Genomic DNA, 23819 nt, shown 5'->3' with positions numbered 1-23819 from the left:
TTTAATAATAATGGATATTTGTGGTATCTAAATGTTGTTAATTCATCTTAAATGATTGATTTTTTTTATTTATGTTACAGCCTGTTTTTGATAAAGATAATACACGAAAATTGTCATTGCGAACAGAAGGTGAAGCAATCTCTTTTATTGTTTACTATCATATAGTTAATGCAACAAAAAATTTCACACTATGTTTGTCATCCTGGAAGAATCTAAACAACAAGCCTGTTTAAACTAATTAAAAAATTTAACCACAAAAGCTATTATTGAATCATTTAAAGTTGAACTATTTGAAAACAAAGCTTACAAAAGAATAAAAATCAAAGATTTTTTTAAACTTATGTGTTCTTGTTTGCAGTTCATTATGAACTTAAATAAATAATATGCTAATCTTTTATCTCTTTTGTGGTTAAAATAAAAAGTTTAAACAAGTTTAACATAATTAAAAACAGTATAGATTCTACATTTCAATTTGTTGAGCGCTGAAAGACAAAGATGATGCAAAAGAGATTGCTTCATCGCTACGTTCATCGCAATGACTAAATAATGACTGACTGGAAAGTCCTAATGAACTTAAAAATAGTAATTATGTTAAAAAAGATTACAAATAGTGCGTTTAAAAAACTTGTAGAATTCCCTTCCAAACCTCAAAAATTTTGTAACTTCACGTCTTTAAAAATTATTTGAAAATGACTTCAAAGGAAAAAGTAGCTGCGCTTCGTGAAGAAATGCAGAAAAATAATGTTGATGCATTTATAGTATATTCTGCAGATCCGCATATGAGCGAGTATTTACCTGAAGAATGGCAGGAGAGATCTTGGCTGTCTGGGTTTTTAGGCTCTGCCGGTTTTGTGGTGATTACTAAAGATAAAGGTGGACTTTGGACAGATGGAAGATATTTCACACAAGCTGCCCTGGAATTGGAAGGTTCAGGAATCGATCTTTTTAAAGACGGTATGGAAGGAACTCCCAACTATATCGACTGGATTATTTCAGAAATTCCGGCAAACGGAAAAGTAGCGGTAAATGCGGTAGCCACTTCTCATGCGAACTGGGAATTGCTTTCTCAAAAATTAAATTCAAAAAATATAACGATCGTTGATCTTCCTCTTTTAAAAGAGATTTGGAAAGACAGAGGAACACCTTCGGAAAATCCGATATTTGTACATCCTGTAAAATGGGCCGGTAAGTCTGTAACAGACAAAATTTCTGCCATCCGCCAGAAAATGGAAGATCAGGAAGCAACCGTTCACATTATTTCAAGTTTAGATGATGTGGCTTGGACACTAAACCTTAGAGGAAGTGATGTTCAAAGCAATCCTGTATTTTTAGGTTATATCATTATTACTAAAAATGATGCAATTTTCTTCACAGGTCTTGAAAAACTGGAAGTTGAAGCAAGAAAGCAAATGGATGATTCATTTGTGAAAATGATGCCTTACGAAGAATTCTATAATCATTTGAATACGGTTAAAAACGAAACCGTTTTAGTTTCTCCAAACGGAAATCAATCTATTTATGAAGCATTGAAATCTTCTAATCAATTCATTAAAGCTCCGGTTCCCGGAAATTTAATGAAAGCTCAGAAAAATGAAACTGAGTTGGAGGGTTTCAGAAAAGTAATGGTGAGAGACGGGGTTGCGATGGTGAAATTCCTGTATTGGCTAAGACACACTGCCGGGAAAGAAGCAATGACTGAATTTTCTATCGGTGAAAAACTGAGAGGTTTCCGTGCAGAAGGTGAAAATTTTGTCGGAGAAAGTTTCGGAAGCATCGTTGGATATAAAGATAATGGTGCCATCATGCACTATTCTGCAAAAAGCGAAGGGAGCAAAGAGGTTACCAATGATTCAAGTATTTTGGTAGATTCAGGAGGTCAGTATCTTGAAGGAACTACGGATATTACAAGAACTTTTTCTTTAGGAACTGTTTCTGATGATTTTAAAAGAAACTCAACATTAGTTCTTCAGGGATTGATCCGTTTGTCCATGGTGAAATTCCCAAAAGGAACAAAAGGTGTTCATCTTGATGCAATTGCAAGACTTCCGTTATGGATGGAAGGAAAAGATTTCAACCATGGAACAGGTCATGGGGTAGGAAGCTTTATGAATGTTCATGAAGGTCCTCAGAACATCAGAAAAGACCTGAATCCTCAGGATCTTTTAGTAGGAATGGTTTGTTCTAATGAACCTGGATATTATCTGGAAGGTGACTATGGAATCCGTCATGAGAACTTAATTGCTGTAAAAGAAGCAGAAACTACCATTCACGGAACTTTCTATGAATTTGAAACATTAACGTTCTGTCCGTTCTTTAAAGATACGATTGTAAAAGAAATTCTTTCAGAGCAGGAAATTGCTTGGTTAAACAAATATCACCAAACATGTGAAGAAAAAATTTCTCCATTCCTGGAAGGTGATGTTAAAGAATGGTTCTTACAATTGGTAAGTTCATTATAATAGAAGTACCGATTGATCTTTGGTGCTTATCATAAGCAATCGACTAGGTAAAGATTAAACTAATTAAAATAGTTGTTAGATATATTTAAAAAGCTTTGTAACGATTGTTACAAGGCTTTTTTATGGAGACTACCGTGTTTTTACGGATATAGTTTTAGGGATTCCCCTGAGAAGATGAAGCAGGATGAGTTCTATATTTGTATCAACAAAAAGACATCATTCATATATTCATATACTAAGTAAATTCAAAAGCGGTAAAATCATCTCGTCCTGAGATGATTTTATTTTTTTAAGAGCCTATGATCTTTTGTGTTCTAAATAGCTAAAAATTTAACAGGTAGCTTATATCTTTTGTACCTTTTGTGGTTAAGATTTTATTAGTATAAATATTCTAATAAACCTTTGAGTTTTCCTTATTTTCGTAGAAAGTTACACACTCTCGCATGATACAGGATTTCTTTCGCAGTTTTAGGCTATTTTCAGAACAAGAAATTGAATCATTTTTACCACTTTTTGAAGTTAGAAAAATCAGTAAAAATGATACTTTTATTCAGGAAGGTGAACGGTGTAAAGAAATTGCATTTATACAATCGGGTATTTTTCGTTCCTATTATATTTCCGATGAAGGAAAAGAGAGTACCTATTGTTTTCGGTTTCCTAATGATCTCATGGCATCTTATTCTTCTTTTATTTCGGATACTCCAAGCGTCGAAACCATACAGGCTATTTCAGATGCTGATGTATTGATTTTAAAGAAAACCAAGATTGAAGAGTTAGTTCAGACTCATCCAAATTGGATGGAATTTTTGAAAATAATTGCAGAGCAGGAATATCTTGAATTGGAAAAACGTTTTTTCCAGTTGCAAAGAGGTAATGCGAAACAGCGGTATGTTACTTTACTGGAGAATCAATCCAATTATATTCAGGATATTCCATTACAATATCTGGCTTCCTATTTGGGGATTACACAAAGACATTTAAGCAGAATTCGGAAAGAAATTTCTTTTTAGACATTTGTCCTATATAGTGATGAACGGGCTTTATAGTTTTGTGAAAAAAATAGATGAAGTCAAACATTTTAATTATCGGAGGCAATGGAATGGTCGGAAAAACCATTGCCAGAATTTTTGCATCAAGAAACCCAAATAGCAATATTTTCATCGGAGGAAGAAAACCTGGGAAAACGGAAAATGATTTAATTATTGATGTTACCAAACCTCAAACATTTCAAGCAATTCTTAATCATAAAATAGACGTGATTGTTCTTTCAGTGAATGATAAAGGTGATCACATTCTTCGTTTTGCGATTGAAAATAAAATAGATTATCTGGATATTACCAAACCAACGCCTGATCTTACAAGGGCCTATGATTTCGCTAAAAAGCAATCCATCAACAGTCGAATTGTTTTCAGTTCGGGATGGATGGGAGGTATTGTAAGTGGGTTAATCAATTCTTTTTCTGGTCAGATGAAAGATATTCAGGCAGTTGAACTTTTCGTTTATTATTCTGTGAAAGATCTGGCGGGAGAAAGTTCGGCTCATTTTATGGCAGAAAACGTGGCTAAACCTTTTGTTAATTATCAAAATAATACACCGGTTTCTATCAAACATTTTCTAGATGCCGAGCCGTTTGAGTTTTCTTTTGGAATTGGGAAAAGACAGGCTTATAATTTTGATGTTCCAGATTTATATATTTTAAATAAAATAGAGAAAGTGCCAAATGTGAGTGTGAAAATGACGTATAATTCAAAATTTATTACTTGGTTATTGGGCGCATTTCAGAAAATAAAACTGTTTAATATCTTATCTTTAAAGGAAAGAAAAATGGTTTTTGGATCAAGTGGAAATGGAGATCAATCCGTTTTTGAAATTGTCGTAAGAACTAAAAATGAGAATAAAAAAATAAGCCTGCAAAGCACAAAAGGACAAGCTGAATTAACGGCATTATCTGCTGTTTTGCATGGAGAAGAATTATTGAAAAACAACCATGATAATAAGATCTATTTCAGTCATCAGCTATACCAAGATTCTTCATTATTTGAATCATTAAATGCTTATGAAACCATCAATATACAAGTAACGGAATGAAAAAAATATTGATCATTAACGGTCATCCTAACAAAGATTCCTTCAATTTTGGAATTGCAAAAGCTTACAAAGATGGAACTTTACAGTCGGGAGCGGAAGTTCAGGAAATTGTAATTGCAGATTTAGACTTCAATCCGAATTTACAGTTTGGATACCAGAAAAGAATGGAATTGGAACCTGATTTAATTAATGCCTGGGAAAAGATTAAATGGGCTGATCATTTGATGTGGATTCATCCTGTTTGGTGGGGCGGTTTGCCAGCGATTACGAAAGGTTTTATTGACCGACTTTTCTTGCCTGGGCTGGCTTTTAAATACCGAGAAAATTCTGTTTGGTGGGATAAATTACTGAAAGGAAAGACAGCACATATCATCACAACCTTAGATCAGCCAGGTTTCTATTACCGATTTTTCTTTGGTCGACCCAGTGTGAATCAACTTAGAAAATCAGTGCTAGAATTTTGTGGAATACAGCCTGTGAAAGTTACTTACATAGGAATTATAAAAACTTCGGATGGTAAACAACGCCAAAAGTGGCTTAAGAAAATTAAATTATTGGGAGTAAAACAGAAGTGATTTCACTAAAAAATGGTCATTGCGAGAAGCGAAGCGACGAAGCAATCTCAACTTAAAAAACGATGTTTAAACTTAATTTTCCTTATATGCTTAATATAGCTTAATGGTTGAAATTTTAAAACATTAAGATTAGATTAAGTTGTTAAGAATATTAAGATTGCTTCACCTTCGGTTTGCAACGACTGCAATCCTTGCCCCGATTGACTCAATTTTTATATTTATAATTATTGAATCGTTGAAACTCATTCATCGTTTTGAAGAGAAAATCCTTTTTTGAAAAAAAGATTGTAATACTTCGGCTCTGCTCAGCATAAACTTGAATCGGGAAATAGCTCCAAAAAATTAGTACAATAGATAAACCATATAGTTCTATGCCATTAAAAAGCGTAAATTTGCACCATGAATAACGATACCATTTGTGCACTGGCTACGGCCAATGGAGTAGGTGCTTTAGGCATTATCAGAGTTTCAGGGAACGATGCTTTATCTGTCGTTCAAAAATCTTTTCCCAAGAAAAAATTGGAGAAACAAAAATCTCATACGATTCATTATGGCTATTTTATGGATGGCGATGAAGCGATTGATGAGGTGATGTTGTCTATTTTCCTGGCGCCAAAAAGTTTTACGACTGAAAATTCTGTGGAAATTGCTTTTCACGGCTCTCCGCACATTGGGAAACGTATCTTAGAAACCCTGATTAAAAACGGTGCCAGAATGGCAAAAGCAGGAGAATTTACCCTTCGTGCTTTTATCAATGGAAGAATAGATCTTTCTCAGGCTGAGGCGATTGCTGATGTGATTGCTTCGGAAAATGAAGCTTCCCGAAAAGTAGCGATTAATCAGTTGAAAGGGGGAATTACGAATGAAATATCTGTTTTAAGAACCGACTTATTGAATTTTGTTTCTTTAGTTGAATTAGAACTTGATTTTGCGGAAGAAGACGTAGAATTTGCAGATAGATCTGCACTAAATATATTGCTTGATAAAATTGAATTAAAACTCAATTCTCTGATCGAAAGTTTCCAATACGGAAACGCCATCAAAAATGGAACAGCCGTTGCCATCATTGGAAAACCCAATGCCGGAAAATCGACATTACTGAATGCTTTGCTGAAAGAAGAAAGAGCGATTGTTAGCAGTATTGCCGGAACAACGAGAGATACGATTGAAGAAATTCTACATATTAAAGGTCATGCATTTCGTTTAATCGATACCGCTGGACTCCGTGAAACTGTTGATGAAATTGAAGCCATCGGCGTTAAAAAAGCCAAGGAAAAAGTAGAGAATGCTAATATATTAGTCTATTTAGCTGATGCTGCAACAGAAAATTTTTCTGAAGATATCGAAATGATTAAATCTTTGCAACGCGATGATTTAAAGCTGATTATCTGCGCCACAAAAATTGATGAAGTTTCTCCGGCCATCTACGAAAAAGTAGAATCTATTTTCAGAAACGAAATCTCTCAGGAATTTGATTTTATCAAAATTTCGGTCGTCGAAAATCAAAATATACAAGACCTTAAAAACGAATTATCTTCTTACGTTGAACAGTTGAAATCTGCAGAAAACAACGTGGTAATTACCAATCAGCGTCACTTTGAAGCATTAGGAAAGTCGTTGGATGCGGTGAATAAAGTGAAGGAAGCGATTACTTTTCAAATTTCAACAGAACTATTGGCGTATGAGCTAAGAAATGCATTGGAATATCTTGGTGAGATTTCCGGTGAAGTGACCAATGATGAGGTGTTGGGGAATATTTTTTCTAAGTTTTGTATTGGGAAGTAATATAGAAATTCAATACACTATATTCTTAATATTTAACCTAAAAATATACATATTTCAAAACTCCGATAACATTGTTATCGGAGTTTTTTCTTATAAATAAATCCTTTTTTTTATTTACGGTTTTCCATAATTTAAAAAACTAATAACTACTTATATTTGATTAATATTTTAAATTAAAAATTAGTGTTCATAGGCTTAGAAGCAGAAATTAAAACTTTTAATGTGAATAATTAAAAAAATATACTGTTAGATGGTCAATTATAAATACATGCTTTTATTAAAATTTATAAAAGCTGAATGTTCATAGATGTTCACTTCAATGTGAAGACTATTTTTAATACCTTTGAATTTATTACTACTTTTTGAAAATTAGATAGTAAAAAACTAAACTATGAGTGACATAAATAAATTAATACAGGAAATCGTAAAATTCAGGGATGAGCGAGATTGGGAACAGTTTCACAATTCAAAAGATTTAGCTCTAGCTTTGTCTATTGAATCTTCAGAACTCCTTGAATTATTTTTATGGAAAGATAGCGAAGATTTCAAGATTGACAAGCTTAAAGAAGAGTTGGCTGACGTGTTAATGTATGCATTTCTTATAGCAAATAAACACGATTTAAGCATTGCTGAAATCATTCAGGAGAAAATGCGGAAAAATGCGGAAAAATATCCTGTTGATAAATCAAAAGGGAATGCAACTAAGTATAACGAATTATAGTATCAGCTTTTAATAATGAATTTTTCTATACAGCAGTATCCCTTTGACCATACTTTAGAATCTAATATTATAGAAAATCATAGGGGTTTTCTTAATTGGCCGTTAGTTTATTTTTTAGAAGAAAATAAAAATAAAGAAGCCTATATAGGAGAAACCACAGATGTTCTTAACAGATTAAAAACACATTCTAAAATTGAAAAAAAGCAGAAATTAAGTACTGTTAACTTAATCTTAAGCGATAAATTTAATAAATCTGCGACTTTGGATGTTGAATCAAATCTTATCAAGTATATTTCTGCAGACGGAATGTATTCTTTACAAAATGGGAATCTAGGTATATCTAATCACCAATTTTATCAGCAAAAAGAAGTTTATTGGGAACAGTTTAAAAATATTTGGTGTGAGTTGCAAAGTATGGGGATTGCAAGACATTCTCTGGATTATATTGATAATTCTGATTTATTTAAATATTCACCTTATAAATCGCTCTCTAGAGAACAAATTGCAGGACTCAAAATGATCTTGGTATGCCTTCTTGATGATCAGGCAAAAGTAAGTTTGATAGAAGGTGGTGCAGGAACCGGAAAATCTATCCTTGCTATTTTTCTTTTTAAACTTTTAAAAACCGACTTAAATGATTTTAATTATTCAGATTTTGATGAGAAAGATGAAGAGTTATTTAAGACTTTAGAAAAGGTGAAAGAGAAATATGGAGATTTGAATATGGCTTTGGTTATACCAATGGCTTCTTTTCGAAAAACTATTTCCAATGTTTTTAAAAATATTAAAGGATTATCTCCAAAAATGGTAATTGGACCTTCAGAAATCACCAAACAAAAATATGATTTATTGATTGTCGATGAGGGACACCGTCTAAGAAGAAGAGTAAACTTAGGTTCCTATTTCGGAACTTTTGACAAAAATAGTGAACTCTTAGGTTTGGATAAAATGACTACCTCTGAATTAGATTGGATTCAGCTACAGAGCGAAAAATCCATTATTTTTTATGATCAATATCAATCCATTAAACCATCTGATGCCACTCATGATAGTTTCTACACTCTAAAGCAATTGTCAAGCACACGTAATGAAAAATTAAGCAAGCAATTTAGAGTGAAAGGTGGAAATCAATATGTCGATTTTGTTCATCAAATTTTCGATAGAGCATATTTAGCTAATCAAGACCATCGAAATATAGGATTTTATGATCTGAAAATGTTTGATGATTTAAATGTAATGGTGGAGCAAATTCATTTAAAGGAAAGGGAAAGAGGATTATCCCGAATGGTTGCAGGGTTTGCCTGGGAGTGGGTCTCCAAAAATGATAGATCAAAATTTGATATTGTAATTGGTGATACATCTTTACAGTGGAACAGTATAGTAACTGATTGGGTTAATTCTCCCAACGCCATTAATGAAGTGGGGTGTATACATACTACACAAGGTTACGATCTGAATTATACAGGAGTTATTATTGGACCTGAATTAGATTATGATTTTACAACAAATGAACTAGTTGTTTACAAAGAAAATTATAAAGATAAAAACGGTAAAAACTCAATAAAAGATCCGAAAGTTTTATTGGATTATGTCATTAATATTTATAAAACGATATTACTTAGAGGAATTGAAGGGACATATATTTATGTCTGTAATCCTAATTTAAGAAAGTATTTTTCTCAACTAATCCCGATTCATCAGGAAAAAGATCATCAAAAACAACCCTTAATAATTTTAGATGAGCCTAATGAATTTACTATTCCTTTTTACAACTTGGAAATTGCTGCAGGTAATTTTTCAGATTTGCAGTCTGCAGGAGAAGCAAAGTATATTGAAGTCACTAATTTAGATTCATCACAAGATTATTTCATTTGTAAGGTGGTTGGAGAATCTATGAATAAAGTGATTCCCAATGGTAGTTTCTGTTTGTTTAAAAAATATACAGGAGGAAGCAGGAATGGTTTGATTACTTTGGTTGAGGGCAGTGATATTTTTGATAGTGAAACAGGAGGCAATTATACCATAAAAAAATACTTTAGTAAAAAAGCAACCGATGATGATGGATGGCATCACGAGGAAATTACTTTAAAACCAATGTCAACAAAACCTTATGAATCTATTGTTTTAAGAGATGAGGAGACGATAAATTTTAAGGTGATTGGGGTGTTTGAGAAGATTTTATGTATCTAATTTCAGTTATCAAACAAATGCTATAAAGCTTAAAGACAATAAAAATGATGAATAATTAGCAGATCATACTTATTGAATTATTATAAAATCTGATTATTATTATTATTCATTAGTAACTTCCGAAGAGTATTATTTTCAAAAAGCTAAGAATGCGTTAGATACTTTTTTAGAATTAGAAGTATCTGAAGAAAATAAATTCTTTCTTCTTTCAAAGCGAAAAGATTATGATGAACTTAAAATAGTCTTTCACGATATGCCTGAATTTTTTGAATTTGGTAAGGCTTTATTAACTATTATATCTTATTGTGATGCTAAAGCTTATAAAAAGAATGAATTAAATCAATATGTAGATAAACGAGTTTTGGCTTTAGCTTATGTACGGATGAATAATTGGATTGAGCACTTAATTACTTACAAGTTTGAAGGGAAATTAGAAAATGGATCAATTAAAAATGCAATTGAATATTTACTAAATCCTGTAGATAATTTTACAATGTTAAGCGAAAATCATCGTAGTCAGATTTCAGAAAATCTCTTCGGAAAAGATTATCACATCGCTTCATTTAAAAATGATTTTATTGACTTTTTTTCTGAATTATCAATTGAAGTTAAAAATCCATTAAACTACACGCATTTACTTACAGGAATTAGTTATGGTATTATTTCAGAATGGAAAGAAAGTATTATTGGTCTTGTATGCCCAGATAGTACAGGATGGCAGAGTGATGCCATTGAGGACACTAATAGTGGTAATTATATAGCATTATGGAATCATAAAAAGCCTAATGGTACTGGTAATACTCTTAAACTACTAAGACAATGTATTGAAGAGAACGGTTTCTTTAGAATCTTTTATACGTCAAGTTACAATGTTAATTATGTAGCGGAAATTATTGATTTTGCGTATAATCAAAATGATTTAAATAAAGCTGATTGGAGAAATAATTATGGATATGTAGAATGGTTTAATAATGATTTAGCTGATTACAAGGATGGAAGTAAATCCGCTAGTTGGGTTTATTTGGCGAGAAAAATTTATGAAGTTAATTCTAAAAATTATGCTGAATTTAAATATCATAAATCATTTGGTTATCCAAGTGTAGGTTGCCAAGCGCCAGTCATTTCATATAAAACTAATGTAGATATAAAAAAACAAACGGAAATGCAAAATCAAATAAACATTCTTAAATATAAAAAACAAATCATCTTACAAGGTCCTCCAGGAACGGGTAAAACAAGATTGGCTAAAGAAATTGCAATGCAACTTGTTGAATTTAATATTTTTAATACCAAAACAATTTCGGTTAAGACCTTAACGAAAAGCTATATTCAATCTAATCTGAAGGTAGGTCAAAAAATCGAAGGAAAGAACAACACAATGTTTGAAGTTGTGGATTTTGAGAAAAATGTAGTTTTACTTAAAAGTGAAACCAGCAAAGCTTGGAGACCATCTTACAATAAAATAATAGATTCATTTAATAATAGATTGTGGAAAATTAAAGGTAGAACAGGCGGATTTAAATCTTATGAAGATGCAATTGCAAAGCATTTTTATGAGAATCATCTTAATTCGATAAACGAAGAAGAGCAAAGTATAAGTAATGTAAAAGATTTTCAAAAGATCATTCAGTTTCACCCAAGTTATACTTATGAAGATTTTGTTAGAGGTATTGTTGCGAAGCCGAATGAAGAGGCAGAAGGTATAATTTACGAAGCAGAAAATAAAACTATAGCTAAGTTTGCAGAAGATGCGTTAAATGATTCTGATAATAACTATGTTTTAATTATAGACGAAATAAACCGAGCCAACCTCTCATCAGTTTTAGGAGAACTTATTTATGCATTAGAATATCGTGGTGAAGAAGTAGAAAGTATGTATGAAGTTGATGGTTCACAAAAGTTAGTTCTTCCTCCAAATCTGTATATTATCGGAACGATGAATACAGCAGATAGAAGTGTTGGACATATTGATTATGCGATTAGAAGACGATTTGCTTTTGTAGATGTGTTGCCCAAAGAACTACAAGAAGATGATGAAATCTATTTTAATACCAATGATTTTAGCAAAGTTTCCGCACTGTTTAATGAATCTAATGTAAGTAAAGAATTTGAAATTGATGCAGTACAAATTGGTCACAGTTATTTTATTGTAAAAAAGGAGGATGCAGTTGATGGAGCAAAAAGAGATGAGTTATTTAAAATGAAAATGGATTATGAAGTCAAGCCTATTTTGTTAGAATATGAGAGAGATGGAATTTTAGTTGGTGAATATGACAAAAAACCAATTAGAGAATTTATAAAATCTCTGTAATGGGTATTTTCCTTAAAGAACATATTGTTTCTACCCTGAAAATTACAAATGATAACAATCTTCTGGTTTTAGAAAAAGAGAAATATCTTTTGCATACATCGGAAGAAAAATTAGAAATATTTCCTCGTATTTTCAAAAAAGAAAGAGGGAAAGATTATTCTTGTTTTAATTGTAAAATTTATGATGATGAAATTATTTTAAATTCAGATTATTTTGTAGGAATAGATTGGTTGACCAATGATCGTTTTATTTATGTAGAGCCTAAGCTTAATTTCAGTGTTTCAACAACTTTTGAAAAAGCTATTGAAGATGGCGAAGAAAATTCTTCAGATCAAGAAGTTGAAACTTTTAATGTAGAAGCTAAAGAAAAGGTAGAAACAGAAAACGGTATTGGCGAAGTGGATGTTATTGCAATGCTAATGACCATAATATCAAAAAGCGAAGTAGCTCAAGAATCTGATAATTTGCTATTAATAGATTGGGACAAACCAGAGATTCCGATTATGCAAAACCAAGATTTGTTAACGCCATTTTTGGTCGTAAAATTCCTTAATCTGCTTCAGGATATTGCTAGAAAAGGTTTGAAAAAATCTTATTACAAAGTTCAGGAAAATCTTCGTAATAGAGTGAAAGGTAAAATCTTGGTAGGGCAGCAAATCAAACAAAATGTTTTTAAAAACCGCTTCACTAATACCGTTTGCGAGTATCAGGTTTTCGGAGAAGATTCTGTTGAAAACCGCTTCCTGAAAAAAGTGTTTTTATTCTGTACACAGTATGTAGAGAATAACGAATATTATTTTAAAAAAGATAATGATATCTCTTGGATGGTCAATTACATTCGTCCGATTTTTGAGCACATTAGCTCCGAAGCTGATATTCAGGAAGTAAAATACTTAAAACACAATCCATTTTTCAAAGAATACAAAGAAGCCATTAATATTGGGCAACAGATTTTAAAACGATTTTCATACAATATTACCAAAACAACATCTGAAAAAATATCAACACCACCTTTTTGGATTGATATGCCAAAAATGTTTGAGCTATATGTCTATGCAAAGTTATTATCAGATAATCCTGAACTCAGCAGTACAAATTTTAATTATCAGTTTGCTACACATGGTAATTCTCTTGATTTTTTGATTTCTATAAATGATCATAATATTGTGGTTGATACAAAGTACAAACTAAAATACAATTACAGCCAAATTCACGATGATATTAGACAGGTCGCAGGATATGCAAGATTAAATAAAGTGAGAGAGGAAGTAGGTTTAAACAAAGATAACAATGAAGAAATTCCTTGTTTAATAATTTATCCGAAACCAATTCAAAGTAATGCTGATGAGAAAGGTTTGCTAAGAATTGAAAATCTATTAAAAACTGAGATTAGTCCTTATCATAAGGTTTATAAAGTTGGAGTTTCTTTGCCATTACTTAATCAATAAACACATATTATAATTTAAGAATAGGTTATATGATAAATTGGGGAATTTGGAATTTGATATGACAGATAAAATATTTGACAGAGTATAAACAATAAATAGACTTTAATAATTAGCAATAACAAACAGTAATACTTTTGTTGTATTGATATGTTCTGCTAATGAATTGCATGGGTATACTTTTATATTGTGCTTCAAGTGATAAACCCCATTTTTAACAAATCACCAACAACCTAAACTCCCCACCCTCCTCAACAGGAGCCCTATGCACACAAGGCAAAACCTCTTGTTCAGGATGATCCACCGCCAGGCGCCAAAGATGCCCCAATCCTAAGTTAACGGGTTGGGCATTGGGATTAGGTTGATAGTGGAGATCGAAGAAATTATCTTTTAGGAAAGTTTCAAATTCAGCTTCCGGACCGTCATGTAATTTTTTAAGCTTTTCTCTGATTTCCGGGATTAATATTTTTTGTTCAACCTGATCATTAGGGATGATATCACTTGCAGCACCATGGTAGGTACATAAAAAAGTATCCGTTCCAATGGGGGAGCGGTCTACATGAAAGGAATATACATCCGTTGAAATGAAGTCGAATTCATCATCTCGTTCATAGTTTTTAAGTAAATTAAGAGAAGGCGATGCTCCGAAATCTGTCAATAACTGTATATCATGTAAGATAATTTCTCTTGCCAAATTCCCTTTTTCTGAAAGTTGGAGTGCTAAAAGATCTTCAATGGAAACTTCTGTAATGTTTTCTTTTAATTGAAGTTGAGATACAATTTCTTTAAAATCGCCCACTAAATTTCTGTGCCAACACATGGCATTCATCGCTCCCTGAAAATGGGTATTGACAAGTTCAGAAAAAGTAAAGACTACTCCAATTTGGCTGTTGTCAGAAAATGTATTGTTCATAGAGGTCGCATTATCGGTTGAGTAGCATAATTCTTTGCAAAAATAAGGAATACGGGAGAAGATCATGTTATCATTCATTTTTTTTATAAATCCAGCGATATTTATTTTCTTACCTTTAATCATCAATAGATTGCCTTTGAAAAAGTCCAAAAACATTGCCTCTCATCACAATCAGCTCGAAAATCTCAGGATAAAACTAATGCCCTTATCCATTTTTCATGAAAAGCAGCTAGAAACCCATAGGGATGACCATTATATGTTTATTTTGCAACAACAAGGAGAATTTATTCTTGATGTAGATTTCAAAAGGGTTGAAATGATCGGAACTTCATTATGTTTTGTAGGGCCGGGACAAATCCATCAATATTTTTATCAGAAGGATAATAAAGGTTGGTTTTTATTTGTAAAGGCAGAAGCGGTTTCAGAATCTTACAGGGAAATACTAGATATGCATCAATGGATCAATCAAGCTGTTGCCACTGATGAAAGTGATGTCGTTTTTGATCTTCCTCCGGTATTCGAAAGAATAGAAAAAGATCATGCTTTGACGAATTCTTCTATTGAGCTTTCATTAGTACAAGCTGTTATCGGAATTATCATTTTAAAGCTGGGGCAGTCTCAAATTTCAGGACATCAGAATAACGGACAGAAATATTGGATTACAGGACAGTTTAAAAAGTTGATTAATGAAAATTTTAAAATAAACAAAAAGGTACAGGAGTATGCTCAATTTCTTTCTATTACACCACTTTATTTAAATGAGGCGGTAAAAGAAGTGACAGGATATCCGGCGAACTTTTGGATCCGGCAGAAAATTTTACTGGAAGCGCGTCGCCTTTTGTTTTATACCACAATGGATGTGAAGCAGGTCGCTTATGAACTGGGGTATGAAGACCATATTTATTTTTCAAGATTTTTTAAAAAAGGAACAGGAATAACGGCCCTGCAGTTCAGATCCGGAAACCAAGAATTGTCTCATCATCACCATTAAAAAGATATCGGACATCCAGACACTGTATAATAATTTTGTATCTGTCAATCATTAAAAATATAACAGGATTGATGGTAAATAAAAATGATACAAAAGTTTAGAAACAAACGAATTGCTATTGTGGGTGGAGGACTGGGAGGTTTGTGCCTTGCTCAGGGATTGAAAAAAAATGGAATAAGTTATATGATTTTTGAAAAAGATACAGCTTCGAATGTCCGAACTCAGGGATATAGGATTAGGATCAATGAATTGGGAAGAAATGCTTTAAAAGAATGTCTTCCGGAGAATTTATATCAACTGTTTTTTGAAACCTGTGCGACAAGCACAACAGGAATGAGAGTATTCAATCCCGGTCTTAAAGAATCAAAAAATGAGCTTGTTGAATCATGGAGTGACGGAGTGAAAGAAATGCCTGATTTGAAACCTAATCGATTAACATTAAGAGAAATTCTACTGCAGGGACTTCAGGAAAATATTCAATTTGGAAAGGAATTGGTTAGTTGGAAAGAATTAGCAAATGAAAAAACAGAGCTTTCATTTGCTGATGGAGCCCAATATGTGGCAGATCTAGTTGTTGCGGCAGACGGTGTCCATTCCAAAATAGGAAAAGGATATTGTAAAGACAGGAAAATTAATACTGGAAATATTACCATTTATGGCAGGACATTTTTCACTGATAAAGCTCAGGAACAAATAGCAAAAGAACTCCAGAAAGGAACTTCTGTTATTCTGGGAGATCAGTTTTCACTGATTACGGATGCAATGAAATTTGATTTTTACAAAAAAGATAAATCTTGGGATGTCTTGAGCCCGATATATAATTATTTTTATTGGGCATTTATTGGAAATCCCGAAGCTTTTGGATTGTCTCAGGCAAACTTTTACAATCAGCCATCAGAAGAGGTTTTTCAGTGTATTAATAAACTTACAGGCCATTGGCATCCTAAACTGAAAGCATTATTTGAACATGCTGATAAGGAATCATTATCCATCACTCCAATCAGATCATCTTTACCGAAAGAGAAATGGAAGTCCGGCAGCATAACTGCTTTGGGTGATGCTGTTCATACCATGAGCCCTGCTGGAGGTGTCGGTGCGAATACAGCATTTATGGATGCTGCGCTGCTGACAATAAATATCAGTGAGGCTCTGGTGAAAAATACCAACATGATAATGGCGATAGCAGATTACGAAGAGAAAATGAGAATCTACAGCAATCAGGCTGTTGAACTGTCTTTACGAGGTGGAAATATTCTGCATGGAGCCAATGAGAAGAACTAATTCTTTACAAAAAAAACAGCCGGCGAAATATATATCACCGGCCATTTTTTTGAAAATAAATATATTAAAAATCTAATCTTGGATGATCATCTTTTTAGAATCTGTTAGTTTTCCATCGGCTGTCATTTTATAAACATAAGTACCGGACTGAAGATCATTGCTTGAAAGTCTCACTGCTCCGTTTCCTCTTTCATTGATAGAAAGAGATCTTACAAGCTGTCCGGAAATACTGTAAATTTCTATTGACGCTGATTGGGTATTTTTTGGTAAATAATATTGGATGCTGGTTTCACCTTTGGTTGGATTAGGTGCGTTCTGAAATAATACAGGAACATCTGATGATGAAGATAGATTACTACTTGCAGTACCTTTGTTCAATAACAGTTGTTTTAGCTCCTCAACAGTAGTTTCTAGATTTTTGATTCGGTCCTCAAGTTGTTTTACTGTTTCATCATTGTTGGCTGTTTTGCTTAATGCAGTACTTGAAACCATGACATTCCCATTGTTGTCTACCACTAATCCGCGGCCGGTTCCTGTAGGTAGACCTTGTAACCTTACTGTTCCTACTGTATGAAAATTAGCAGTTGGTGTTATGGTACGTATTCCGACACTTTGATCTTTGATAAGCATGGTTGAGTTGGATGACAGACCGAACATAATGGATAGCGGAACGTTATTCGTTAATTTCGCGGTTCCGGTTCCGGATCCGATTACGAAAGAACGGTTTCCGGTAGCAACAAGATCAATTCCGAATCCTCCAGAATAAAAATCACCCAAGTCAATTCCAACGCCTATTGCAAATTGATTGGCATTTCTGATGGTATTTTTCCATCCTAATGCCACAGATTTTCCGGCACCATTAAGTACTGTATTTGACTGTCCGGCAACGATATTAGCCCCACCTGCACTGCTAAGATTATTTTCCCAACCGCTAACCAGTGAGCTGGAAGCATCTCCACCCAAAATATTGGAAATCCCATTGACAATACTTCCTTTTGCTTTCGCGAAATTTGTATTATTGTTAGTTTCAACAATAAAAGAACCTGCTTCGTTGAGTAAGGCCTGGCCTGGATTAGGAGAACTCCCATTCACTCTTAAAAAAAGAGGTCTGTTATCTACTGTACCCACATAATTTGCAGGATTGATTCCCGGATTTCCATTAACGTCCCATTGCTGGGCGTTCAGAATTCCTGTTAAAAATACCATAGCAATTGCTATTCCTGTTTTCATGGAAGATAATTGTGTTCTCATAAGTTTTTGTTTTTATGGTTGTTAGGTTTGTTTTAGTTTTCACTAAGGTAGGAAATATTGTAATTGAAAAATATAGTTTCTCATTGATTGTGAGTTTTTATTGAAAGATTTATCTTAAAATTCAGTGGTAAAGCATGAAGATTATATTATTTTAAATATCTATTTCATTTATTCATAAAAACTAATATTCTGGATTCACTTCCTATCAGGTGTTTTTATATTTAACTATATGATATTCACGGATAAGAATGAACTCATTTAAACTTTTTACTTTAAGTAAAGAATCAATTTAAATTTTTAGTAGGAGTTTCCAGTCTTGACTTTTCTGTAATAACAAGCCTCTGTTTGTATCATTTTTCGGACACATCATAGGAACGAAAAGGAAATTATCCTTTATGGTTTCCCGTAATTTTATCTTAGATGTTGTTTATAGTTTTGAGCATTATAAAAACTAAAACAATAACTCAATCATTATGAATAAAAAAATTACTCCTGCAGACCTGTTTTTGGGTATTCTTGCAGTATTGCTTATTAGTGTAAGTTTTTACCAGACCTGGCTTGGTCTACAGCAAATCTTCGGTCCGGCATCGTTTGTCATCGCATTGGTTTTATCACTCTTACTTTTGTTTTTGTGTTGGATGCTTCGAAATGCAAAATTGGAAGGAAAGCCTACGGGAAGTCTTGTAGGAATCTACATTTTTATTGCATCTTTCTGTTTTATAGCCAACTTCAATGCGTTGTATACCCGATTTATGAGAACCGATATTTATACAGATGAACTTAGGGAAATCAATAAAAACTTCACAAATCTTGAAAACGATGTTGAATCAAAACTGAGTTACAAATACAACAAAGTAACTACTCAGAATATCGAGATCAAGAAAAAGCAGTTGATGGAGCAGATCAAAGATCCCGGAAATAAAGGAATCGGAACCCGCGCTCAGTCATTAATTCGAGATATTGAGAAACTGACAGGACAGAAAGTTGATCTATTGACTCCGGTTGGGACCGATTACGAAGATCTATCAGAAAGAATGGGAAGACAGATTGATAATATGATTTCGGATTTATCTCCTGAAGAAAGAGCATTAAAAACAGATGTCAATAATGCGACTTTAAAATGGAATAAAAATATTCAGGATTTACTGCTTTTATCTAAAAAAGAAAAAGATGACATGTCGCAAGGTTTAATTGATGAATCTCTTTCCGAATATAATAAATTAGGAAGCCGTGCGCAGACTGTTTTAGGAAATGAGAAAATTCATTTTGAACCTGTTATATCAAAAACTCAACAAGTCGGAAAAATAGGTTTTGCTTTTGAACATGCCATTAAAAACTTTGGGATGTACCAGTTTGTGGTGTTAGCAGGATGTATTTTATTGGATTTTGTGATTGTAATAATCATTTTATTGGTAACAGATCCTAATAATAACGGGCGAAATAACGGAGGTAGTGTATTTAATAATAAAAGAAAAGGGAACACTTTAATTCCTAATAACTAAGCTATGGAAAGCAGTAATGAAAAATTAAAACCATTGTTGTTTGAAAACGATAATGAGATGGAAGAAACTTTAAAACCTCTTTCATTTGAATTTAATAAAGATACCCATGATGATTATGTTCCGATTGCGAAAACAATTTCCAATGACATAAAAAATAAAGAAAGCAACTTTGTATTCTTTTTTGGAACGGCAGAATCAGGGAAATCTGTGATACTTTCTTCGATGTTATATTATCTGAGGTCATACGCAGGAGTTTTGAGACCTAAATTGGGAACTCCCAATACAAAAGAAGCGAATGTTCTTTTATCTGATTTTTTCGAAAATATAAGACAAGGTATTTTACCTAATAGAACAACAAAAGATCAGGTAACCCGTATGGATTTGGTTTTTGAACCTAATAATAAATCCAAGAAAGTAACTCCCATTGATCTTACTTTTTTAGAAACTTCAGGCGAAAATCATAAAGATATTAAGCGTGGCGGAAGCTATCACAGCAGTATTGAAACTTTTCTGAATGCTAACATTCCACTCACTTTTATCATTGTGACGAGCTATGAATCTGCTTATAAAGATGACAGTTTAATTAATGAATTTCTGGATGAATTAGAACGAAAAGGAAAAAATCTAAAATCGGTAAATGCTGTTCTTGTTATTTCTAAATGGGACAAATCCGGAAGAATGGATGTGGAAAGTGCTGAGGAGCTTGATAATTTTATATTGGAGCGTTTACCAATGACTTCACAGCGAATTAATACTTATGGTTTAAGCAAAACCTATTATACGGTTGGAAGTGTGCAAAATGCAACCGGAGAAGAGAGAATTAATTTACTGAATCTTTCTACCGCTGAGGTGTTGGCAAAATGGCTGTACAGAAGTATTGTAGGCTATGATTTAGATTATGAAGGAACATTTTGGGAACGTTTAAAATTTAGTTTTACGAATTAATGAGCACTACTTATTTTTTCTCTGCATTCGGAACCTTTGGAAATCCGAATGGCTTCAGACAGTCTTTTTTTCTGGGCGGAAATGCTGCCATTGTAAAAGATATCCGAACATTTGATTTGAAGACAGATGCTATTATGCTCTTTCCGAAAAGTAAAATCTATTCAATACGTAAAGATTATGCTGCGGGATGCAACCTCATCTCTTATTCGGTATATACATTTGCAAAAGAGCAGAATTCTCACAGAGGCGGAACCTTTATTGGCTCAAGTCTATTGTTTGTAGATAAAATAGGCTCTGAAAGTCTGGTTATAAATGTATTAAATGAGTTTCAGGATAGCTTGGAAAATAATAATGTTTCAGAAAGCATTATTACAACAAATCATTCGGATAAGTTTTCGATTAATAAGCCTAAGGATTTTGATAAGATTGGGTTTAATCTAAAGGATGTTAATGATCTTAATTTTGTTCAGAATACCCATAAATATCTTGTTGTTTACAACGAAACAAGCCCTGATCAATTACAAAAACTTTTTAATAAATCGATTGATTTACTTAATGTTTATGATACTATTTATTTTACTGAAAGTCATGAGATTGCCGAGTTTGTAAAGCAAAAAGGTATTTTTAAGATTGTAGATGCCAATGGATTTACAAGAGAGATAGAGAAGCTTCAGGAAGAAAGATTACGCCTCGTTCAAAGCTTAATTAGTGAATTTGAAAAGGAAAAAGAAATAATAAAAGAGGATCGAAAAAAAATAATTGATGATATTACTCAACAGATTGAGCAAAACAAAATCCGACATCAGGAAAATGATAAAAAGATCAAAGATTCTGAAGGCGGAATAAAAACAATCAATGAAGAATATGATCAATATTCAAAAAGAATTGAAAATAGTATTCAGAAATTAAAGTCTGAAGGGAATGTAGAGTCTGCGAAAAAGCTTTATCAGGAAAATAAAAGACATTTTTCAAATACTATCAATCAAAATAAAAATGTAGATTCTTTACACTCCATTTCAACATCTAGGGTTAATGGTAAGGTAAGAACAAATCAACAATACGGAAATGATCTTTCAGATTTTAACAGATATTCCCCAAATAGTAAAGGCAAGGAAACCAAATCAGACGGCTATAAAATAGCCACATTTATATTGTTGCTAGTATTGATCGCATCTTATGCCTGTTATTTTGCATTTTTCTATAATGCAAAAGACTTCGATATTCGAGTCGGAGGAATTACAAATTGGTAACGTCTTAAATAAATAATATCGGCTTGAAGTTTAAGTTCAAGCCGATTTTATGATTATTTTTTTATCCCGTACATCAAAATTCTCTTAAAAGAATAAATCGCCGGAAGCTTCGGAAAGTTCTTTGCAATTCGTTGTTTAAATTCTGTTGTAAAAGTTATTTTCTGTTCCTCATTCAATTTTTCTAAATAAGGTATCAGAGCTGATCCGGAAATAAAATTAAATAAAGTCTCATGATCTTCTGCAATAATAGGGTAGACCTTTTGAGACAAATTCAACTCTTCAATTCCGTTATCGAATAAGATTTGTGCATATTCATCTATCGTAAGAACTGCAGATGGTCGGTTCCAGCTGTTGAGTTGAGATTTGAAAGGTTCTTCATTGGCAAGTTCAAACAGAATTTGATTCAGAATATTTCCCGGCTGATAAGGCATTTGGATGGCTAATTGACCATCAGTTTTTAGCTTAGAGATCAGTTTTGGAAACAAAGTTTGATGCTCATCAGACCATTGCAAAGCCGCATTACTGAAAATAAGATCCCAGCTTTCATCACTATTCAAGACTTCTTCCGTTGTTGCTTGTCGGAAATGAAGTCGATCATTTTCCAATGTTCTAGACTTTTCAAGCATTTCACTTGATGAATCAATTCCAACAAATGTAGCATCCGGAAATTTTTCAGTAAGAATGGCCGTTTGTTCGCCTGTTCCACAACCCAGATCAATGGCTTTCATCTGGTTTTCATCTTTAATCAGATCGGCAAGATCAAAAAATGGTTTGAAGCGTATATTTTTAAATTGATTATAAATCTCAGGATTCCAAGGCATAATTGTAATTTTTAGGTTGATTAAATTTACTGTTTTTAGAGGGAATCAAAGAAAAAGAAATACTAAAAAAGTTTTTTTAACAATCATAATAAACATAAAGTTAGTCATCTTCGAAGAATCTATGATATAACTTTTGAATTATATTATTAAGATTCATTTCAAGATGATAAAGAGTATAATCATTAAAACTCCTTTTAAACGCAAAGTTTTAATAGGAAAGCGTATTATTTTTAAGGAAGCCAAGAAATGCGACAAAGTCGCTGATGAAGGAGGCTTCTTAAAATCAATATAATTGATTCAATTCTTTGCTCCCTTAAATATGCAGAATTAGAAATAAATCTTTGCGTCAAAAAAATCCTGACGAAATCATACAATGACAAATATCTCGTACAATCTTTATTGAGTGAAACTGCAGATGCGACGAATTCAAACATCATTTCGTGCTAAAAATATTTTCACATTGGAAAACTTTCCACTTTCTTTGCGATTGCTCATTTATAGGGAATAAAAGTTTAAATAAGTTGATCATGAAAATACAAATCATCAGCGATCTTCATCAAGAATTTGGATTAACCGATTTATCCTTTGATAATGCTGATTTGGTAGTACTCGCTGGTGATGTAAATCTAGGAACAAAAGGAATTGAATGGATTAAAACTAACATTCCGAATAAACCGGTGATTTATGTGTTGGGCAATCATGAATATTATAAAGGTTCATATCCAAAAACACTAAATAAAATAAAGGCTGCTGCTCAGGACTCCAATGTTTTTGTTTTGGAAGATTCTTTTGTAGATATTGAAGGAGTTCGTTTTCATGGCGCAACATTATGGACAGATTTTTCAATATTTGGAAATCCAATACATTACGGAATGATCTGTCAGTCGAAAATGAATGATTATAAAAAAATAACGAGAGATCCTTCTTATTCAAAGATGAGAACGATTGATACTTTTAAAATTCACCAGTTTTCAAAATTGTGGTTACTGGAAAGCCTTGAGAACTCAAAAGGATTTAAAAATATTGTGGTTACGCATCACGCGCCAAGTATTCAGTCTGTTCCGGAAGAGTATAAAGAAGATCCGCTCACCTCAGCTTATGCTTCCAACCTTGAAGATTTTATTGTTGAATATCAGCCTTTGTATTGGATTCATGGGCATATTCACACGCCTTGCAGGTATACAATTGGAGAAACGGAAGTTATTTGTAATCCTCATGGTTATATCGTTGAAAAATATAATGGATACGATAAAGAGTTGATCATTGAGATTTAAGTTTTAAATTTGATCT

At 32.7% G+C, this 23819-nt stretch carries 18 protein-coding genes; 15 read left to right on the top strand and 3 right to left on the bottom strand.

The genetic code is table 11. The annotated features are described in order from the left end of the window. Positions 1 to 689: 689 nt before the first annotated feature. From BUB80_RS06285 to BUB80_RS06245, 9 genes are all read left to right on the top strand, one after another. Positions 690 to 2459, top strand: a complete 1770-nt coding sequence (locus BUB80_RS06285; protein ID WP_073291936.1) for an aminopeptidase P family protein — start codon at positions 690 to 692, stop codon at positions 2457 to 2459. Positions 2460 to 2902: 443 nt separating this feature from the next. Then, positions 2903 to 3469, top strand: coding sequence for a Crp/Fnr family transcriptional regulator (locus tag BUB80_RS06280; RefSeq protein ID WP_073291934.1), 567 nt, complete (start codon positions 2903 to 2905; stop codon positions 3467 to 3469). Between the two features lie 53 nt (positions 3470 to 3522). Continuing rightward, a complete protein-coding gene (locus BUB80_RS06275; protein WP_073291933.1) occupies positions 3523 to 4548 on the top strand; it encodes a saccharopine dehydrogenase family protein in 1026 nt (341 codons plus the stop codon). Next, complete coding sequence (locus BUB80_RS06270) at positions 4545 to 5123, top strand: NAD(P)H-dependent oxidoreductase (RefSeq protein WP_073291931.1); 579 nt, start codon at positions 4545 to 4547, stop codon at positions 5121 to 5123. The genes BUB80_RS06275 and BUB80_RS06270 overlap by 4 nt, the downstream gene beginning before the upstream one ends. 399 nt (positions 5124 to 5522) lie before the next feature. Continuing rightward, the gene (gene mnmE, locus BUB80_RS06265; RefSeq protein ID WP_073291929.1) at positions 5523 to 6908 is read left to right on the top strand and encodes a tRNA uridine-5-carboxymethylaminomethyl(34) synthesis GTPase MnmE; all 1386 of its coding nucleotides are present in this window, start codon (positions 5523 to 5525) and stop codon (positions 6906 to 6908) included. A gap of 391 nt (positions 6909 to 7299) precedes the next feature. Further along, positions 7300 to 7629: a nucleotide pyrophosphohydrolase gene (locus BUB80_RS06260; protein ID WP_073291928.1), complete on the top strand. Its 330-nt coding sequence runs from the start codon at positions 7300 to 7302 to the stop codon at positions 7627 to 7629. A gap of 15 nt (positions 7630 to 7644) precedes the next feature. Next, positions 7645 to 9819: a DNA/RNA helicase domain-containing protein gene (locus tag BUB80_RS06255; RefSeq protein WP_073291926.1), complete on the top strand. Its 2175-nt coding sequence runs from the start codon at positions 7645 to 7647 to the stop codon at positions 9817 to 9819. A 253-nt stretch (positions 9820 to 10072) separates the two neighbouring features. Beyond that, complete coding sequence (locus tag BUB80_RS06250; RefSeq protein ID WP_073291924.1) at positions 10073 to 12130, top strand: AAA family ATPase; 2058 nt, start codon at positions 10073 to 10075, stop codon at positions 12128 to 12130. Further along, a complete protein-coding gene (locus BUB80_RS06245) occupies positions 12130 to 13578 on the top strand; it encodes a 5-methylcytosine restriction system specificity protein McrC (RefSeq protein ID WP_083547081.1) in 1449 nt (482 codons plus the stop codon). The genes BUB80_RS06250 and BUB80_RS06245 overlap by 1 nt, the downstream gene beginning before the upstream one ends. 211 nt (positions 13579 to 13789) lie before the next feature. Here the strand turns inward: BUB80_RS06245 and BUB80_RS06240 are convergent, their stop codons facing one another. Then, positions 13790 to 14488, bottom strand: coding sequence for a DUF1826 domain-containing protein (locus BUB80_RS06240; protein ID WP_073291991.1), 699 nt, complete (start codon positions 14486 to 14488; stop codon positions 13790 to 13792). 199 nt (positions 14489 to 14687) lie between these two features. On the opposite strand from BUB80_RS06240, the gene BUB80_RS06235 reads away from it, so the two are divergent. After that, a complete protein-coding gene (locus tag BUB80_RS06235) occupies positions 14688 to 15479 on the top strand; it encodes a helix-turn-helix domain-containing protein (RefSeq protein WP_175549569.1) in 792 nt (263 codons plus the stop codon). 84 nt (positions 15480 to 15563) lie between these two features. Continuing rightward, positions 15564 to 16760 carry an FAD-dependent oxidoreductase gene (locus BUB80_RS06230; RefSeq protein ID WP_073291921.1) on the top strand — a complete coding sequence of 399 codons (1197 nt, stop codon included), beginning with the start codon at positions 15564 to 15566 and terminating at the stop codon, positions 16758 to 16760. 72 nt (positions 16761 to 16832) lie between these two features. On the opposite strand, the gene BUB80_RS06225 is transcribed toward BUB80_RS06230, so the two are convergent. Further along, positions 16833 to 18011 carry a T9SS type A sorting domain-containing protein gene (locus tag BUB80_RS06225; protein WP_083547079.1) on the bottom strand — a complete coding sequence of 393 codons (1179 nt, stop codon included), beginning with the start codon at positions 18009 to 18011 and terminating at the stop codon, positions 16833 to 16835. 473 nt (positions 18012 to 18484) lie between these two features. Between BUB80_RS06225 and BUB80_RS06220 the strand changes: the two genes are divergently transcribed. The 3 genes from BUB80_RS06220 to BUB80_RS06210 are packed head-to-tail and all read left to right on the top strand — an operon-like array spanning position 18485 to position 21708. Further along, a complete protein-coding gene (locus BUB80_RS06220; protein ID WP_073291918.1) occupies positions 18485 to 19513 on the top strand; it encodes a hypothetical protein in 1029 nt (342 codons plus the stop codon). 3 nt (positions 19514 to 19516) lie between these two features. Then, entirely contained in the window at positions 19517 to 20458 is a 942-nt protein-coding gene (locus BUB80_RS06215) for a hypothetical protein (protein WP_073291916.1), read from the top strand. Next, a complete protein-coding gene (locus BUB80_RS06210) occupies positions 20458 to 21708 on the top strand; it encodes a hypothetical protein (RefSeq protein ID WP_073291914.1) in 1251 nt (416 codons plus the stop codon). Before BUB80_RS06215 ends, BUB80_RS06210 begins: the two co-directional genes overlap by 1 nt. A gap of 53 nt (positions 21709 to 21761) precedes the next feature. Here BUB80_RS06210 and BUB80_RS06205 read toward each other — a convergent pair whose 3' ends face one another. Further along, the gene (locus tag BUB80_RS06205) at positions 21762 to 22529 is read right to left on the bottom strand and encodes a methyltransferase domain-containing protein (RefSeq protein WP_073291912.1); all 768 of its coding nucleotides are present in this window, start codon (positions 22527 to 22529) and stop codon (positions 21762 to 21764) included. 527 nt (positions 22530 to 23056) lie between these two features. Here BUB80_RS06205 and BUB80_RS06200 point away from each other — a divergent pair. Further along, entirely contained in the window at positions 23057 to 23803 is a 747-nt protein-coding gene (locus BUB80_RS06200; protein WP_073291910.1) for a metallophosphoesterase, read from the top strand. The last annotated feature ends 16 nt before the right edge of the window (positions 23804 to 23819 follow it).

It is taken from the genome of Chryseobacterium polytrichastri (assembly GCF_900142445.1).
GTDB classification, from domain to species: Bacteria; Bacteroidota; Bacteroidia; order Flavobacteriales; family Weeksellaceae; genus Chryseobacterium; species Chryseobacterium polytrichastri.
This window is presented reverse-complemented; position numbering and strand designations above follow the sequence as displayed.

Bases quoted from the DNA above. Each gene is read 5' to 3' on its own strand.
- BUB80_RS06285 (WP_073291936.1), top strand. From the start codon at position 690: ATGACTTCAAAGGAAAAAGTAGCTGCGCTTCGTGAAGAAATGCAGAAA.
- BUB80_RS06280 (WP_073291934.1), top strand. From the start codon at position 2,903: ATGATACAGGATTTCTTTCGCAGTTTTAGGCTATTTTCAGAACAAGAA.
- BUB80_RS06275 (WP_073291933.1), top strand. From the start codon at position 3,523: ATGAAGTCAAACATTTTAATTATCGGAGGCAATGGAATGGTCGGAAAA.
- BUB80_RS06270 (WP_073291931.1), top strand. From the start codon at position 4,545: ATGAAAAAAATATTGATCATTAACGGTCATCCTAACAAAGATTCCTTC.
- mnmE (WP_073291929.1), top strand. From the start codon at position 5,523: ATGAATAACGATACCATTTGTGCACTGGCTACGGCCAATGGAGTAGGT.
- BUB80_RS06260 (WP_073291928.1), top strand. From the start codon at position 7,300: ATGAGTGACATAAATAAATTAATACAGGAAATCGTAAAATTCAGGGAT.
- BUB80_RS06255 (WP_073291926.1), top strand. From the start codon at position 7,645: ATGAATTTTTCTATACAGCAGTATCCCTTTGACCATACTTTAGAATCT.
- BUB80_RS06250 (WP_073291924.1), top strand. From the start codon at position 10,073: ATGCCTGAATTTTTTGAATTTGGTAAGGCTTTATTAACTATTATATCT.
- BUB80_RS06245 (WP_083547081.1), top strand. From the start codon at position 12,130: ATGGGTATTTTCCTTAAAGAACATATTGTTTCTACCCTGAAAATTACA.
- BUB80_RS06240 (WP_073291991.1), bottom strand. From the start codon at position 14,488: ATGAACAATACATTTTCTGACAACAGCCAAATTGGAGTAGTCTTTACT.
- BUB80_RS06235 (WP_175549569.1), top strand. From the start codon at position 14,688: ATGCCCTTATCCATTTTTCATGAAAAGCAGCTAGAAACCCATAGGGAT.
- BUB80_RS06230 (WP_073291921.1), top strand. From the start codon at position 15,564: ATGATACAAAAGTTTAGAAACAAACGAATTGCTATTGTGGGTGGAGGA.
- BUB80_RS06225 (WP_083547079.1), bottom strand. From the start codon at position 18,011: ATGAGAACACAATTATCTTCCATGAAAACAGGAATAGCAATTGCTATG.
- BUB80_RS06220 (WP_073291918.1), top strand. From the start codon at position 18,485: ATGAATAAAAAAATTACTCCTGCAGACCTGTTTTTGGGTATTCTTGCA.
- BUB80_RS06215 (WP_073291916.1), top strand. From the start codon at position 19,517: ATGGAAAGCAGTAATGAAAAATTAAAACCATTGTTGTTTGAAAACGAT.
- BUB80_RS06210 (WP_073291914.1), top strand. From the start codon at position 20,458: ATGAGCACTACTTATTTTTTCTCTGCATTCGGAACCTTTGGAAATCCG.
- BUB80_RS06205 (WP_073291912.1), bottom strand. From the start codon at position 22,529: ATGCCTTGGAATCCTGAGATTTATAATCAATTTAAAAATATACGCTTC.
- BUB80_RS06200 (WP_073291910.1), top strand. From the start codon at position 23,057: ATGAAAATACAAATCATCAGCGATCTTCATCAAGAATTTGGATTAACC.